Below are 14,555 nucleotides of genomic sequence, written 5' to 3'. Positions count from 1 at the left end.
TGAACTACTCGGGCTACTTGGGTTATTCGGCGCGCACGCCGGACTGCTTGACGATTTGGGCCCACTTGCGCACTTCCTCGCGATGGAAGGCAGCAAATTCTTCCGGCGTATCGCTTACGGGATCCACGTATAGTGCCGCGATTCTTGCCCGGACGTCCGGCGCGGACAGCACCTTGACGATGGCGCTGTTCAGGGTGCTCACTACCTCCGGCGGCACCTTCGCGGGCGCGAACACGCCGAACCAGCCGAGTTGCTGTAACTCGGGCATGCCCTGCTCGCCAAAAGTGGGCACCTCCGGCAACAATGGCGAACGCTGCGCCGAGTTCACCGCAATGGGCCGTACCCTGCCGTCCTTGATGAACGGCATGACCGCGCCAGTCGTCACCACCATCGCGCTGATCTGGCCGCCGATCAGGTCGGTCAGGGCGGGGTTGCTGCCGCGGTAAGGCACGTGGCGCATGTCCACGCCGGCAAGCTGTGCCATGCGATAACCCAGCAAGTGCTGCGGCAGCCCGATACCGGGCGATCCGTAGGTTATGGTGCCGGGCCGGGCCTTGGCGGCCGCAAGCAGCTCACGCAGCGACTTGATGGGAGAGTTCTCCGCCACCACCAACACTTCCGGCGCGGTTGCTACCAGGCTGATTGGCGTGAAGTCGTTGATGGGGTCGTACGGGCTCGGATGATGCATGGCCGGCACGATGGCGTGGGTTGCCGCATGCCCGAGGATCAGCGTGTAGCCGTCCGCCGGCGCCGTCTGGACATACTTCGTGCCGATCAGGCCCGAAGCGCCGGCGCGATTTTCCACCACGACCGGCTGCTTCCAGATCACTGTCAGGCGCTCCGCCAGGACGCGGGCCAGGAAGTCGGTGCCGCCGGAGGGCGGGCCCGCCACGACCAGCCTGACAGGCCGGTCCGGGAAGGTACCTGCCATCGCCAGGCCGGCGCTGACCGCCATCATGAGCGCGCCGAGCCCACGGACCATCGAATGGCGCAATAGGGTCATATTCATGGTTGTCTCCTGAAGCATCCGCGTGCGCCTTCTCTGCGGCGCTACGCTTGTCGCAGCGTCTTAGCGTCGCGTGGGCCGCACGTGGAACGCCTTGCTGTCGCGCGTATGAAAGGCCAGCACATCGCGGTCGATCTCCGGCCAATAGCCGGCGCGCAGCCTGATGGCGCCCTGGCCGAACTCCAGCGGATTCGCAAACAGGCGCTGGCTCACTTTTAGAAAGCCATTCATTTCTCCCGCGTTGTCGATCGTGTGTACGGCCACGCAAGCCTCCATCCAGCAACCGATCTCGATGGAAACACCGTCGCCCATCACCGGCGTCATGCCGAGCTCGCGGATGCGGTGCAGCGCATCGCACAGCATCCCGGCGCTGCCGACCTTCTTGAGCTTCAGCTTGACGAAGCCCACATTGCCGATGGTGGCCGCACGCTCGATTTCCTCCAGGCCATAGATGGACTCGTCGAGCATGACCGGCACAGCCGATGCCGCCGCCACGGCGGCGTTGTCGGCCCAGTCTTCGGCGCCGCAGGGTTGTTCCAGCAACTCTATGCCTTGCGGCTGCAAACGCCGGGCAAAGGCGATGCCGTCCGTGCGGCTGAAGCCGCGGTTGGCGTCCAGCCGCAAGCTGGCGCGCCCGGCCACGGCAGCCTGGATCGTCTCCAGCCGGTCGAGGTCGTCCTGCCAGGCATAGCCGACCTTTACCTTCAGCGTGCGGAACCCCTGCTCTACCAGACTGTCGACCTCATCCCGGATGCGCGCCGCCTCATGCTCCTGGCAAGGCGCCAGCAGTGGAACCTCCACATCCCGCCGGACCTGCAGCATCGGCTCGCCAGCCAGCATGTCGAGCGCCGCGAGGATGGCGCTGACCACGCCAGGATTGGGCAGGATCCATGCCTTCGCCAGTGCCGCAGCCCGGTCGAAGGGCACCCCGACAATCCGCTCGGCCAGCGTGCCGGCCACTTGCCATGCGCCTTCCACGGACTCATGCGTATAGCCTGGAATGATCAGGGCCTCACCCCAGCCGCAGTGTCCGTTGCTGTCCCGGATCTCGATCACGATGGGATCGAACAGCGTCAGGTCGCCCGACGACAAGCGGTAAGGCGCGCTCAGCGGGAAAGCGAGATGGCGCACGGTAACGTGATCGATGGTCCCAGCGGCGCTCCAGGGAAAACCGGAGGTACACGCCAAGTCAGGTAATGCATGCATGGCCGCGCTCCTCAAATCACGGCCTCGCCGGTAATCTGCGTGCGGTACATCAGGCGCCGCGTGGAGGGGTCGAAGCTGTCGCGCCGGTGCATGGTGCAACGGTTATCCCACAGGATCACGTCGCCAAGCTGCCATTGCTGGGCCCAGACGAATTCCGGCCGTGTGGCATGGGCCCAAAGGGCATCGAGCAGCGCCTCGCTTTCCTCGAGCGGCTGGCCGGGCAGGCAGGCATTGCGGCGGCGCCCGAGAAACAGGCAGCGCTTGCCTGTGACCGGATGCGTGCGCACCACCGGATGCACGGCGCCAACCGTATGACGAGGATCCGTGATGTCGGCAAAGCCCATGCGCAACTCCCCCGCGCTGTTGCGGCTCGCGTCATGCACGCAGTGCAGGTGTTCCACCCGTGCCTTGAGGTCGGCCGGCAGGGTCTCGTAGGCGAGGTACATATTGGCGAAATGCGTGTCGCCGCCGCTCGGCGGAATCTCCACCGCATAAAGGGCGCTGCCCTTGGGAGGCGTGGCGTTGTACGTCATGTCCGAATGCCAGACTGCTTCATACGATCCCAGCCCGCCCACCGGCTTGCCGTCGACGACGACATTCGAGATCACCGTGATTTCCGGATGCTGCCAGGCGAAGTCCTTGCCCATCTTCCGGCTCGCCACGGGAGCGCGATCGAGGTCGCCGAACCATCGCGAAAAGTCTGCAAGCTTCTGCAATGGCACTTCGCCATTGCCGCGAAAGCGCAGCACGAGGTGCTCGGCCCAGGCCTGCCTGACTTGCCGGAGTTCTTCGGCGGACAGGTCCTGCTTGATGTCGACACCGATGACATCGGCGCCAAGCGCCTTGCCCGAGGGGACTATTTCAATGGAGGAGACGGCGAGTGCGGCTTCGGCCATGGTGGATTTCCTTGCGCCTGGCGGTTGGGAATGACCTCCACATTAGGGCCAATGAATTTATCCGTCCAATTTCATTATGTGATAGATTTATTTGTCCACGATATATATCCATGAAATCGAAGATCACGCTACGGCAACTCGAAGCCTTCCTCGCGGTCGGACGTACGCTCAGCTTCAGCGAGGCCGCCCGGCAGGTCCATTTATCCCAGCCGGCGCTGAGCGCCACAGTGCGCAAGCTGGAGGAGCAGATCGAGGCGCAACTCTTTGACCGCACCACGCGGCACGTTGCATTGACCCCCGTGGGTGTGGAACTGCTGGGTATCGTGGAAGGCCTGTTCGAGAACTTCGACGGCGCTTTCGCGGCAGTGCGCGATTTCGTCGATGGCAAGCGGGGACGTCTGGTGATTGCGGCCTCGCCTTCGCTGGCGGCTGCATTCCTGCCTGAGGTGATTGTGGCGTTCGAGGCGGCGTACCCCGGTGTCGTCCTGCAGGTACATGACGTACTGTCGGACGTCTCGATCGAGATGGTGCGGCAAGGCATGGTCAACCTCGCGCTGGCGCCCGTCAAGTCCGACGAATACGACCTGCACGACCTGGTGCATCGCGAGCTGTTTCAAGACAGTCTGGTGCTGCTCTGCCACTCCGAGCACCCGCTTGCGCAGTCCCGTACTGTGACCTGGCGGCAATTGCAGCCTCACCGCCTGGTGTCCCTGAAGAGCACCAGCAGTGTGCGCCACCTGATGGAAGCCGCCTTCCTGCAACAAGGCGGCGCGCTCCGTCCGGCCTTTGAGGTGGAGCATGCGAGTACCGTTATCGGCTTTGTCGCCAATCGCCTTTGCGCGGGGGTATTGCCGCTGTCTCTCCTGCCCCTGGTCAGGGTCGGACAGGTCACCTACCGGCGCATCACACATCCCGAGATACAGCGGACCATCTGCGCGATTACGCTCAAGGCCCGCACGCCGTCGCCGGCCGCCAAGGCATTTCTCGATCTCTGCAGTGAATTCGCGCAAAAGCGAAAGAGCCCGCTAGTCAACTCTGCTCGTTGAAGCCGATCGTGCTCAGGCCGTCTCGGGCATCGATATCGGCGCGGCCAGGTTCCTCGCTCGCTATTTCCACTTCGATCCAAGATTTTCCAGCCCAGCCTTCTTAAGGTCTTCAGGTGCCATCACCACGCGAAATTCGCAATCGGCATTGAGCATCAAAAACCAAGGTTCTGCGAATGCCGGAATCTGCGATGGCTCATCGAGATTGACAACCAGAATCGCTCCGCGCGTCCCGTTCTGCTCAGTAAAGTAGGCGGCCTCTGGCTTTGCCTCTGCGAGAATCCGCCCCATCACGTCCCCGATGGTGCCATCCCGCACAAACGTATTGAATGGCTCGTGAGGTATTCGTACGTTAAGAAGCATGCGCATGGTCAACCTCCTTGATTGAACGTGGGGATCTTCGCCAGGCGATTCGAACGCGCTGGCGTCATCCCATGGAATCCGCGCTTACCTTCAGGCCCAGCGTGAAGAGCCCCGGCAGCGCGCTCACAACCTCATCGAAGCGGCACGAGGCTTTCAAGTTAGCTGATAGTCGCTGGGTGTCCAGAATTCGCGTTGCTGCGCACGTGCGGTATCGCACTGACAGCGGGATCGCCAAGCCCGCAGGCGAACTTCCCATCTTCTGCCGGTGCCGGTGCCGGTGCCGGTGCCGGCCAGGCTACGGATGCGCCTTCGATCCATGTTGAGCACTCGCCTGCACCGGCTGCCCGGCAATTCAGCTGATTCCGTATTTCCGGTCCAGCAAAAGCGCACCCGGTCCAGCCAATTCCGGTTACGCACAGCACCAGCAGCTAAAAAGCGCCAAAACATCCCGCGCCACCAACGACCGCCCAGGTGTCACATTACCGACACGCGAATGCCATACAATCGGCGGTTTCCAGATCACCCAACTTCCTTGGCGATGTCCGACGCTCCGGTTGATGCCCTCGTGGCTCGTTCGCGTTTCCGGCAGCCTTGCGCCGAGGATCTCTGCATAGCCACGCCGTCGGTGACGACGGAGCAGACCAACCACGACGTGCTGGAAGTGTTCGGCAAGCACCGGGATCTGGCCTGCCTGCCCGTGACCGAGAACGACCGGCCGATCGGCTTGATCAACCGTGCGATCTTCATGTCGCAGATGAGCAAGCCCTATCACCGCGAGCTATACAACCGCAAGAGCTGCATCGCCTTCATGGACAAGGAGCCGCTGGTGGTGGATGCCGGCATGAGCATCGAGGACCTGACCTTCAAGGCGGTGGAGGTCGGCGAAAAGGCGCTGGCCGATGGCTTCATCATCGCGCGGGATGGCCGTTACCTGGGCCAGGGGCGCGGCTTGCAGCTGATGCGCCTGGTAGCCGACATGCAGGCCGAGAAGAACCGGCAGATCATGCACAGCATCGACTACGCCAGCATCATCCAGCGCGCGATGCTGCGCCCCTCGCGCGAGGTCCTGGCCAGGACCCTCGCCGACGCTGGCCTGGTGTGGGAGCCGCGCGATGTGGTCGGCGGCGACTTCTACCACTTTGCCGCCTTCGACGACGGCTGGTTCGCAGCCCTGGCAGATTGCACCGGCCACGGCGTGCCGGGCGCGTTCATGACACTGATTGCCTCGTCCATCCTGATCAAGGCGATCGAGCAACAGGGTCCGCGCGACCCCGGCGCGCTGCTGATGGCCGTCAACCGGGGCATCAAGCAGATGCTGGGCCAGAGCGAGCGCCATGACGAATCGCCCGAATCGAACGACGGCATGGATGCAGCCTTCTTCTGGTTCGACAACACCAGCCGGCGCCTCGCGTTCGCCGGCGCCAAGAGCGCCCTGTTCGTGCTCCACCCCGATGACGAGGATGGGGAGATGGTGGACGGGGAGCGCATGGGAGTGGGCTATGTCGATACCGATATGGATTTCGCCTGGCACAACCGCATCGTCCAGACCCAGTCCGGCAGCGTGGTGTTCGTGACAACCGATGGCCTGATCGACCAGATCGGCGGTCCCAAGGACATCGCCTTTGGCAAACGGCGCATCCGCGAGGCCGTCCGCGCCAGCCGGGATGAACCCGCGGCGCGGATCAACCAGACCGTGCTGGACCGGTATCGCGCGTGGCAAGGCCATCAGCGCCGCCGCGACGATCTCACTTTTTTCTGCTTTCGCGTTCAATAGTCCGCGTTCAATAGTCCAGAGATGAACGGTAATCCGATTGACAACGAATATGGGGCATTCTTCGAAGTGGCCAGGGAGCGCAACGTGATCTTCTACTACGTCGGCTATTTCTCCCAGAACATCATCGCGGCCATGTCGGACGCGGTGCGGCTGCAGTTGACGGTAAGCGGCGTCGACGGATCGACGCGGCGCAAGCTGTTTTCTTCCTTCGTGGAGATGGCGCAGAACATCGTTCATTACTCGTCCGATGCGCTGACCCCGCCCACCCAGGACAGCAACCAGCTGCGGCACGGCTCGGTCTGCATCAGCATGGTCGAGGACCGCTACCGGCTGATGTGCTCCAACCCGGTGGCGCTCACCCGGGTCGGGCAGTTGCGCGCCGCGCTGGAGCCCTTGCGCAGCATGACGCTGGACCAGATCAAGCAGGCGTACAAGGAAACCATGCGGGCCGAGGCACCGGAAGGCAGCAAGGGCGCCGGCCTCGGCTTCCTCACGGTGGCCCGCGACGCCAGTGCACCGCTGGAGTATGGCTTCCAGCCTATCGACACGGATCCGGCATCGACGATGTTCTTTCTTACCGCCACCATCTGAACGGGATCGAAAGGGAACCTGATGGAAAACCTGTTCATTGCCGCCACGCCGACCTCGCCCGAGGTGAGCTTCGATTTCAAGCAGCACACCCTCTCCCTCAAGGGCGAATCCTACCCGGAGAATGCCGCGGTGTTCTACGGCGACTTGATCCTGCGCCTGCGCAAATACCTGGCCGCCTGCGAGGATACGGAAGTCACCGTCCATGTGGCGTTGACGTATTTCAACAGCTCCAGCACCAAGGTGCTGTTCAGCATGTTCGATGCCATGAACGATGCGGCCGACAAGGGCAACCGGGTGATATTGCACTGGTATCACGACGTGGACGACGACACCATCCTGGAATTCGGGCAGGACCTGCACGCCGATTTCCCGGCCATTGTGTTCTTCGACCACGCCACGACGACAAGCTGAACTGCATATGACCGAGCCAGATCTTTTCGAGTTGGAGAACACCGTCCTGGCCGATGCCAGGGCAGTGTTCTCAAATCCCGACGCGGGTGCCCAGGCGTACCGCGACAAGCTCGGCGACCTGATCGGCTACTACGAGCGGCTGATGCGCGAAACGCGGCGCCTGATACGGCGCAGCGACCGCGAAGAACTGGAAATGAACCGGCTCAATCATCGGTTGCAGGACCTGGCGCGCGAACTGGAGTTCCGCGCGACGCGCGACACGCTCACCGGCGCGCTGAACCGCGGCGCCATCATCGAACGGGCCGGCGCGTTCCTTGCCGCCGAAGGCCTGGCGCTGATCGTGCTCGATATCGACTATTTCAAACGGGTCAACGACACGCTTGGCCACCCGGTGGGCGACACCGTGATCTGTGGCGTTGTCGACTGCCTGGAACAGGCAGTGCCGGATGGCGGGCTGATCGGCCGGGTGGGCGGCGAGGAATTCGCGGCGCTACTGCCGGGACGTTCGCTCGACGCCGCCGTAACGCTTGCCGAACGCATGCGGCTGCGTATCGCCAACCATGCGTTCCCGGTGCCGGGCCTGCAGGTCACGGCGAGCTTCGGCGTGAGCTGGAATCGGCCCGGAACGACGTTCGAACAGGCGTATGCGCGCGCGGACGAGGCGCTGTACCAGGCCAAGCGCAGCGGCCGCAACCGGGTTGTCAGCCTGCCTGAGTCCGAGCTCGTCGTGCCGCTGCACTGAGACGTTGCGCGGCGGCCCGCTGGTGGCATGGGAATATGGGTCCCGCCAGCAGGATTAAGCGATTACCGGGGAGCCCCGGTGATCGTTATAGCGCTCCGTGGCTGAACGCTCAGCCTACAAATGCCTTTTCAAGCACAAAGTGGCCCGGTTCGCTCATATTGCCTTCCGTAAAATGCTGTTCAGTCAGCATCGTGCGGATGTCCTTGAGCATGTCCGGGCTGCCGCACAGCATGATCCGGTCGTTTTCCAGGGAGAACGGCTCCACGCCCAGGCGCTCGAACRGCTCGCCGTTGGCGATCAGGTCGGTGATCCGGCCCTGGTTGTCAAATTCTTCGCGGGTCACGGTGGGGAAATACACCAGCTTTTCGCGGATCAGATCGCCCAGGTGCTCGTGCTGCGGCAGGTGTTCCTGGATCAGCTCGCGATAAGCCAGTTCCTCGACAAAGCGGCAGGTGTGGGTCAGCACGACTTTGTCATAACGCTCGTACACTTCCGGGTCGCGGATGATCGACAGGAACGGGGCCAGGCCGGTGCCTGTGGCCAGCAGCCAAAGGGTCTTGCCGGGCAGCAGGTTGTCGACCAGCAGCGTGCCGGTGGGCTTCTTGCCGACAAAGATCTGGTCGCCTTCCTTCAGGTGCTGAAGGCGGGAAGTCAGGGGGCCGTCGGGCACCTTGATGCTGAAGAATTCCAGCGTTTCCTCGTAGTTCGCGCTGGCAATGCTATAGGCACGCAGAAGCGGACGACCGTTCACTTCCAGGCCGACCATGGCGAACTGGCCGTTTTCGAAACGGAAGCCGGGGTCGCGGGTGCAGGTGAAGCTGAAGAGCGTGTCGGTCCAGTGGTGGACGGAGAGGATGGCTTGCTGGTTGAGATTGCTCATGAATAAAGCGCGTAGAGCGCTGGATAGCGCCGGCGTCGATGGGCCTGATGCCAGTGGCTGGGCGTTAGCTTGCCGGTTGCGTTCAACAAGGCGGGCTCCGGTCCGAAGGCTGGAAGACGCGCCGATCAAGGTGAGAAGATAGCGGATTTTAGAAGAAAACGCAGGGCGCGTCCCGATTCATCCATGCTCAGGGGGTGGTTTTAGCCCCACGCCCCGCGTTTTCCGCCCCAGGCCGGCCTTGACAGGGCCCTGCACGGCGAATTGCCCGGCGGCCGCGTGCAGGCACTCGACCAGTTGCAGGCTGCTGGGCGTGGGCCGCCCCTCGCGCAGCGTGATCACGCCGACGGGCGGCAGTTCGAGCGGCACGTCCATGGGCAGGATGTGGAAGTGCCCTTCCCGCTCGAACTGCTGCCCCACCGACCTCGCCAGGAAGCCCACCGCGTCGCGTTGCGTGACGAAGGTGGAAATCGCCAGGTAGGAGGAGGTCTCGATCAGGTCCGTGGGCGGCTGCAGCCCGTGGCGATAGAACTCCTGTTCGAGCTTGACCCGCAGCGACGCCCACGGCGGCGGCACCACGCAAGGCATGCCGGCCAGGTCCGCCCAGCCGGGCGTGCGCTTGCGCTCCAGCGGGTGGCCGCGGCGCACCACCGCCACCATCGGCTCGTTATACAACGGTTCGGTGACCAGGTCCGGCGCGGCATAGCCGGGCTCCAGCCTCCCGATGATGAGATCCAGTTCACTGATGCGCAGCTTGGGCAGCAGGTGCGGCAGGTCGCCTTCCTCCACCAGCACGGTAGCCTGCGCGGAACGCTGCTTGAGCAGGCCGACCGCCTGCGCCAGCAGCACCGGCAAGGCCGCGCCCATCGAGCCCACCCGCGTGCGCCCCGCCGCGCCGCTGGCCTCGGCGGCGATCTCGTCGCGGGTGCGCTCGTATTGCGCCAGCACTGAACGCGCAAAACGCACCAGCGATGCACCGGCCGGCGTGGGCTCCGTGCCGCGCGTGGAGCGCGTGAAGAGCGTCAGGCCGAGCGCTTTCTCCACCTCGGTGAGCATCTTGGAGACGGCCGGTTGGCTCACGGAGAGGAAGTCCGCGGTGTGGCCGAGATGGCGGAATTCGTCCAGCGCCACCAGCAGCTGCAGGTGGCGTAGCTTGATATTGGAGCGCAGCGCGCGGTCGATCTGGGGCATGGGGGGATTCTACTTAACTCCTGCTTAACTTCTACTTAACCTTGAGGTTATGAAGCCATTCCGATCTTTGATTGGATTGTTATGAAGCGCCTTGCCACAATCCAGCCTGACCGATGAACATTGCCATCGGGCCCATGACCAATAACTACGCCAATAACGACATCCTGCGAGGACGACACATGACCGCACCCCACGGCATCAATCCCGGGCGGCGCCGCCTGCTCATCGGCGGTGCCGCGGCCGCCACGGCCGGCACGGCAAGCCTGCTGCTGCCGGGCTTCGCGCGGGCTGCCGAGTATCCGGAACGTCCCATCACCTTTATCTGCCCCTGGCCCGTCGGCGGCACCGCCGACCAGTCGATGCGCACGCTCTGCCAGGTGGCGTCGGGCGTACTCAAGCAATCGATCGTGGTGGAAAACCGTGCCGGCGCGTCGGGCATGATCGGCACCAAGGCGCTGGCCCGCGCCAAGCCGGACGGCTACACCATCGGCCAGATCCCGATCTCGGTGACTCGCTTCTCGCAGCTCGGCATGCTGCAGCTCGATCCGCGCACCGAACTCACCTATCTCGCCCGCACCTCGGGCCAGACCTTCGGCATTGCAGTACCCGCGAACTCGCGCTTCAAGTCGCTGCAGGACGTGGTCGCAGAAGCCAAGGCCCATCCCGGCAAGCTCACCTACGCGCACGCCGGCATCGGCGGCGCCACCCACGTGGGCATGGAGGAATTCGCGCAGGCCGCCGGCATCCGCTTCAATGCCATCGCTTACAAGGGCGGCGCGCAGGCCCTGCAGGACGTGCTCGCAGGGCAGGTCGACCTGCTGGCCGACTCCAGTTCCTGGGCGCCCCATGTGGAAGCCGGCAAGCTACGCCTGCTGGCGACCTGGGGCGAGCAGCGCACGCCCCGCTTCAAGGACACGCCCACGCTCAAGGAGCTGGGCTACAAGGTGGTGGTGGAAGCGCCCAATGGCATCGGCGCGCCGGTGGGACTCGATCCCGCCGTGGAAAAGAAGCTGCGGGACGCCTTCAGGCAAGCCGTGGCCAGCAAGGAGTTCCAGCAGGTCGCGAGCCGCATCGACGCGCCTGTCATGTACCTGGACGGCCCGGAATACAAGCGCTACATCAGCACCGTGTACGACCAGGAAACCCATCTGATCCAGCGCCTCAAGCTCAAAGAGCTGCTGCAACAAGGTTGACCGCCCCCGTGAAATCCGCTGCCCTGATCCGACTGCATGCGAACGATAACGTGCTGATCGCGCGGGACGCCCTGAGCCTCGGCCAGAGCCTTCCCGAGCTGGGCCTGCGCGTGCGCGCGCAAGTGCCCGCCGGGCACAAGATTGCCGCCTGCGCGATTGCCAAAGGCACGCAGGTGCGCAAGTTCGACACCGTGATCGGCGTGACCGAGCGCGATATCGAGGCCGGCGACCACGTGCATTCGCATAACCTGGCGCTGGTGGATTTCTACCGCGACCCCGGCTTTTGCGAGGACGTGCGTCCGGTGGACTATGTGCCCGAGGCCGAGCGCGCCAGCTTCATGGGCTTCGTGCGGCCCGACGGCCGCGTCGGCACGCGCAACTTCATCGGCATCCTGTCGTCGGTGAACTGCTCGGCCACGGTGATCCGGCATATCGCCGACCACTTCACGCCGGAGCGCATGGCGGCGTATCCCAATGTGGATGGCGTGGTCGCCTTTGCGCAAACCAGCGGCTGCGGCATGTCCTCGCCGAGCGAGCACTTCGACGTACTGCGCCGCACGCTGGCCGGCTACGCGCGCCACCCCAACCTGGCCGGCGTGCTGATCGTGGGCCTGGGTTGCGAGCGCAACCAGGTGGCGGGGCTGGTGGAATCGCAGGGCCTGGTGCCGGGCAGCCACGTCCGCACCATGGTCATGCAGGATACCGGCGGCACCGCAGCCACCATCCAGGCCGGCATCCACGCGATCGAAGCGATGCTGCCGGGCGCCAACGCCGCGGTACGCCAGCCGGTAAGCGCCAGCCACCTGAAGATCGGGTTGGAATGCGGCGGCTCGGACGGCTTCTCTGGCATCAGCGCCAACCCCGCGCTGGGCGCCGCCATGGATATCCTGGTCCGCCACGGCGGCACCGCCATCCTGTCGGAAACCCCCGAGATCCACGGCGTGGAATACATGCTCACGCGCCGCGCCGTGACGCCCGAAGTCGGCCAGAAACTGCTGGACCGCCTGGCCTGGTGGGAGCGCTACACCGCCGGCCAGAACGCCCAGTTCAACGGCGTGGTCGGCCACGGCAACCAGCAGGGCGGCCTGGCCAACATCTTCGAGAAATCGCTGGGATCCGCCATGAAGGGCGGCACCACGCCGCTGCAGGCGGTCTATGAATACGCCGAGCCGATCGAGCAAGCGGGCCTCGTCTTCATGGACTCGCCGGGCTACGATCCGGTGGCGGCCACCGGCCAGATCGCCAGTGGCGCCAACCTGATCTGCTTCACCACCGGGCGCGGCTCGATGTTCGGCTCCAAGCCCGCGCCCACCATCAAGCTCGCGAGCAATACGCCCATGTACAGACGGCTCGAAGGCGATATGGATATCAACTGCGGGCTGGTGCTGGACGGCGAGTTGAGTGTTGAGCAGATGGGGCAGCGGATCTTTGAACATATCCTGCGGGCGGCTTCCGGCCAGCCGACCAAGAGTGAGGCGCTGGGGCTGGGGGACAATGAGTTTGTACCCTGGCATCTGGGGATTGTCAGTTAGGGAACGAAACCAGTGGCTTTGTGCGGCACGACGGCTCATGAATGCCCGTCCTCTCCCCCGCCCCCCCTCATCCGCCCCCCCCTCATCCGCCCCCTCATTCGCCCTGCGGGAGAGGGGAGCACACCACCGCGAAGAAGAGCGCCGCCCCGCAGGGGTGGTGACACTGCCCTTGACTCCAAGCCCTTGACTCCAAGCTGTTGACCTTGAAGTCAGCAGCCGCCAATCAACCCCCACAGACGCCCTATCACTGTCATGCTTTCCCTCCGCCACCCCGCCCTACTGCGCACCCAGAACCTCATCGGCAAGGAGTCGAGCGACAGCCAGGACGGTCACCGCCTGGACGTCAGCAACCCCGCCACCGGCACCATCTTCGCCTCCGTCCCGGACAGCACCGCCAAGGATGCTGCCCAGGCAACAAACGCCGCCGCCGCCGCTTTCCCAACCTGGAGCCGCCGCCCCGCACGCGAGCGCGCGCAACTGATCAAACGCTGGCACGCCCTGATCCTCGAACACCAGGAAGACCTCGCCCGGATCATCTCGACCGAACAAGGCAAACCCATCAAGGAAAGCCGCGCCGAAGTGCTATACGGCGCCTCCTATGTAGAGTGGTTTGCCGAGGAAGCCACCCGCATCAGCGGAGAGATCGTCGCCGAGCCGGTACCTGGACGCAAGATGCTGGTACTCAAGGAGCCGGTAGGCGTGGTGGCAGCCATCACGCCATGGAACTTTCCGCTTGCCATGATCGCCCGCAAGATCGCGCCTGCACTGGCCGCAGGCTGCACGGTAGTTGCCAAGCCCGCGGAAGACACCCCGCTGACCGCGCTCGCCCTGGTCTATCTTGCCCAACAGGCCGGCCTGCCCCCCGGCGTGCTCAATATCGTCACCGCCTCGCGCGCCAACACCCCCGCCGTGGTCGACAGCTGGCTCGCCGACAGCCGCGTGCGCAAGATCACCTTCACCGGCTCCACGCCGGTGGGCAAGCACCTGGCCCGCGAGTCCGCCGGCACGCTGAAAAAGCTCTCGCTGGAGCTAGGCGGCAACGCGCCCTTCATCGTGTTCGACGATGCCGACCTGGACGCCGCCGTCGACGGCCTGATGGCCTCCAAGTTCCGCAACGGCGGCCAGACCTGCGTCTGCCCCAACCGCGTCTACGTACAGGCGGGCGTGCACGACGACTTCGTGGCGCGGCTTGCGCTGCGTGTGGCCGCCCTGCACGTCGGTCCGGCTACCGAGGAAGCATCCCAAATCGGCCCCATGATCAACGCCCGCGCGGTGGACAAGATTGCGCGCCACGTGGAAGACGCCGTAGCCAAGGGCGCCCGCGTGGTCACCGGCGGCAAACGGGTGCGCCCGGACGACGGCCCGCACTACTACGCCCCCACCGTGCTGACCCACGCCACGCCGGCGATGGCGCTTGCGTGCGAGGAGACCTTCGGACCGGTGGCCGCCGTGTTCCGCTTCACCGGAGAAGACGAAGTGATCCGCGACGCCAACGACACCCCGTTCGGCCTGGCCGCCTATTTCTACTCCAACGACGTGCGGCGCATCTGGCGCGTGGCGCAGGCGCTGGAAACCGGCATCGTCGGCATCAACGAAGGCGCCATCGCCTCGGAGGCGGCGCCCTTCGGCGGCGTCAAGGAATCCGGCTACGGACGCGAGGGATCGCGCCACGGGCTGGACGACTACATGCACACCAAATATCTCTGCCAGGGCCAGCTCGGCTAAGCGCC

The 14,555-nt window shown here is 64.6% G+C and carries 14 protein-coding genes; 8 read left to right on the top strand and 6 right to left on the bottom strand.

Annotated elements, in window-relative coordinates:
* Window positions 1–22: 22 nt before the first annotated feature.
* The 3 genes from AC1DQ3_RS11895 to AC1DQ3_RS11885 are packed head-to-tail and all read right to left on the bottom strand — an operon-like array spanning window position 23 to window position 3,108.
* A complete protein-coding gene (locus AC1DQ3_RS11895) occupies window positions 23–1,009 on the bottom strand; it encodes a Bug family tripartite tricarboxylate transporter substrate binding protein (protein ID WP_477120395.1) in 987 nt (328 codons plus the stop codon).
* A gap of 60 nt (window positions 1,010–1,069) precedes the next feature.
* The gene (locus tag AC1DQ3_RS11890; RefSeq protein ID WP_477120394.1) at window positions 1,070–2,212 is read right to left on the bottom strand and encodes a mandelate racemase/muconate lactonizing enzyme family protein; all 1,143 of its coding nucleotides are present in this window, start codon (window positions 2,210–2,212) and stop codon (window positions 1,070–1,072) included.
* An 11-nt stretch (window positions 2,213–2,223) separates the two neighbouring features.
* Window positions 2,224–3,108, bottom strand: a complete 885-nt coding sequence (locus tag AC1DQ3_RS11885; protein ID WP_477120393.1) for a TauD/TfdA dioxygenase family protein — start codon at window positions 3,106–3,108, stop codon at window positions 2,224–2,226.
* Window positions 3,109–3,218: 110 nt separating this feature from the next.
* Between AC1DQ3_RS11885 and AC1DQ3_RS11880 the strand changes: the two genes are divergently transcribed.
* A complete protein-coding gene (locus tag AC1DQ3_RS11880) occupies window positions 3,219–4,154 on the top strand; it encodes a LysR family transcriptional regulator (RefSeq protein ID WP_477120392.1) in 936 nt (311 codons plus the stop codon).
* A gap of 60 nt (window positions 4,155–4,214) precedes the next feature.
* Here AC1DQ3_RS11880 and AC1DQ3_RS11875 read toward each other — a convergent pair whose 3' ends face one another.
* The gene (locus AC1DQ3_RS11875) at window positions 4,215–4,520 is read right to left on the bottom strand and encodes a panthothenate synthetase (RefSeq protein WP_477120391.1); all 306 of its coding nucleotides are present in this window, start codon (window positions 4,518–4,520) and stop codon (window positions 4,215–4,217) included.
* A 532-nt stretch (window positions 4,521–5,052) separates the two neighbouring features.
* On the opposite strand from AC1DQ3_RS11875, the gene AC1DQ3_RS11870 reads away from it, so the two are divergent.
* The 4 genes from AC1DQ3_RS11870 to AC1DQ3_RS11855 are packed head-to-tail and all read left to right on the top strand — an operon-like array spanning window position 5,053 to window position 8,032.
* Window positions 5,053–6,288 (top strand): SpoIIE family protein phosphatase, encoded by a 1,236-nt coding sequence (locus AC1DQ3_RS11870; protein ID WP_477120390.1) that lies wholly within the window; start codon window positions 5,053–5,055, stop codon window positions 6,286–6,288.
* Between the two features lie 21 nt (window positions 6,289–6,309).
* Entirely contained in the window at window positions 6,310–6,879 is a 570-nt protein-coding gene (locus AC1DQ3_RS11865) for a SiaB family protein kinase (RefSeq protein WP_477120389.1), read from the top strand.
* 21 nt (window positions 6,880–6,900) lie between these two features.
* Window positions 6,901–7,290 (top strand): DUF1987 domain-containing protein, encoded by a 390-nt coding sequence (locus tag AC1DQ3_RS11860; protein ID WP_477120388.1) that lies wholly within the window; start codon window positions 6,901–6,903, stop codon window positions 7,288–7,290.
* A 7-nt stretch (window positions 7,291–7,297) separates the two neighbouring features.
* On the top strand, window positions 7,298–8,032 hold the full coding sequence (locus AC1DQ3_RS11855) for a GGDEF domain-containing protein (RefSeq protein ID WP_477120387.1): 735 nt from the start codon (window positions 7,298–7,300) through the stop codon (window positions 8,030–8,032).
* A 109-nt stretch (window positions 8,033–8,141) separates the two neighbouring features.
* On the opposite strand, the gene AC1DQ3_RS11850 is transcribed toward AC1DQ3_RS11855, so the two are convergent.
* Together AC1DQ3_RS11850 and AC1DQ3_RS11845 are read right to left on the bottom strand one after the other, a co-directional pair.
* Window positions 8,142–8,912 (bottom strand): ferredoxin--NADP reductase, encoded by a 771-nt coding sequence (locus AC1DQ3_RS11850; RefSeq protein ID WP_477120386.1) that lies wholly within the window; start codon window positions 8,910–8,912, stop codon window positions 8,142–8,144.
* A gap of 177 nt (window positions 8,913–9,089) precedes the next feature.
* Window positions 9,090–10,100 carry a LysR substrate-binding domain-containing protein gene (locus AC1DQ3_RS11845; protein WP_477120385.1) on the bottom strand — a complete coding sequence of 337 codons (1,011 nt, stop codon included), beginning with the start codon at window positions 10,098–10,100 and terminating at the stop codon, window positions 9,090–9,092.
* Between the two features lie 179 nt (window positions 10,101–10,279).
* Here AC1DQ3_RS11845 and AC1DQ3_RS11840 point away from each other — a divergent pair, with 179 nt between their 5' ends.
* The 3 genes from AC1DQ3_RS11840 to AC1DQ3_RS11830 all read left to right on the top strand — a co-directional run bounded on the left by AC1DQ3_RS11840 (window position 10,280) and on the right by AC1DQ3_RS11830 (window position 14,550).
* A complete protein-coding gene (locus AC1DQ3_RS11840) occupies window positions 10,280–11,293 on the top strand; it encodes a tripartite tricarboxylate transporter substrate binding protein (RefSeq protein WP_477120384.1) in 1,014 nt (337 codons plus the stop codon).
* A gap of 8 nt (window positions 11,294–11,301) precedes the next feature.
* The gene (locus AC1DQ3_RS11835) at window positions 11,302–12,825 is read left to right on the top strand and encodes a UxaA family hydrolase (protein ID WP_477120383.1); all 1,524 of its coding nucleotides are present in this window, start codon (window positions 11,302–11,304) and stop codon (window positions 12,823–12,825) included.
* Between the two features lie 252 nt (window positions 12,826–13,077).
* On the top strand, window positions 13,078–14,550 hold the full coding sequence (locus AC1DQ3_RS11830; protein ID WP_477120382.1) for an NAD-dependent succinate-semialdehyde dehydrogenase: 1,473 nt from the start codon (window positions 13,078–13,080) through the stop codon (window positions 14,548–14,550).
* The last annotated feature ends 5 nt before the right edge of the window (window positions 14,551–14,555 follow it).

It is taken from the genome of Cupriavidus sp. 01T418, assembly GCF_056398885.1.
Note: the sequence above shows the minus strand (reverse complement) of the source record. Positions and strands in the feature narration are given on the sequence as shown.

Excerpts from the sequence above, each read along its gene's own strand:
- AC1DQ3_RS11895 (WP_477120395.1), bottom strand. The coding sequence starts at position 1,009 with ATGAATATGACCCTATTGCGCCATTCGATGGTCCGTGGGCTCGGCGCG.
- AC1DQ3_RS11890 (WP_477120394.1), bottom strand. The coding sequence starts at position 2,212 with ATGCATGCATTACCTGACTTGGCGTGTACCTCCGGTTTTCCCTGGAGC.
- AC1DQ3_RS11885 (WP_477120393.1), bottom strand. The coding sequence starts at position 3,108 with ATGGCCGAAGCCGCACTCGCCGTCTCCTCCATTGAAATAGTCCCCTCG.
- AC1DQ3_RS11880 (WP_477120392.1), top strand. The coding sequence starts at position 3,219 with ATGAAATCGAAGATCACGCTACGGCAACTCGAAGCCTTCCTCGCGGTC.
- AC1DQ3_RS11875 (WP_477120391.1), bottom strand. The coding sequence starts at position 4,520 with ATGCGCATGCTTCTTAACGTACGAATACCTCACGAGCCATTCAATACG.
- AC1DQ3_RS11870 (WP_477120390.1), top strand. The coding sequence starts at position 5,053 with ATGTCCGACGCTCCGGTTGATGCCCTCGTGGCTCGTTCGCGTTTCCGG.
- AC1DQ3_RS11865 (WP_477120389.1), top strand. The coding sequence starts at position 6,310 with ATGAACGGTAATCCGATTGACAACGAATATGGGGCATTCTTCGAAGTG.
- AC1DQ3_RS11860 (WP_477120388.1), top strand. The coding sequence starts at position 6,901 with ATGGAAAACCTGTTCATTGCCGCCACGCCGACCTCGCCCGAGGTGAGC.
- AC1DQ3_RS11855 (WP_477120387.1), top strand. The coding sequence starts at position 7,298 with ATGACCGAGCCAGATCTTTTCGAGTTGGAGAACACCGTCCTGGCCGAT.
- AC1DQ3_RS11845 (WP_477120385.1), bottom strand. The coding sequence starts at position 10,100 with ATGCCCCAGATCGACCGCGCGCTGCGCTCCAATATCAAGCTACGCCAC.
- AC1DQ3_RS11840 (WP_477120384.1), top strand. The coding sequence starts at position 10,280 with ATGACCGCACCCCACGGCATCAATCCCGGGCGGCGCCGCCTGCTCATC.
- AC1DQ3_RS11830 (WP_477120382.1), top strand. The coding sequence starts at position 13,078 with ATGCTTTCCCTCCGCCACCCCGCCCTACTGCGCACCCAGAACCTCATC.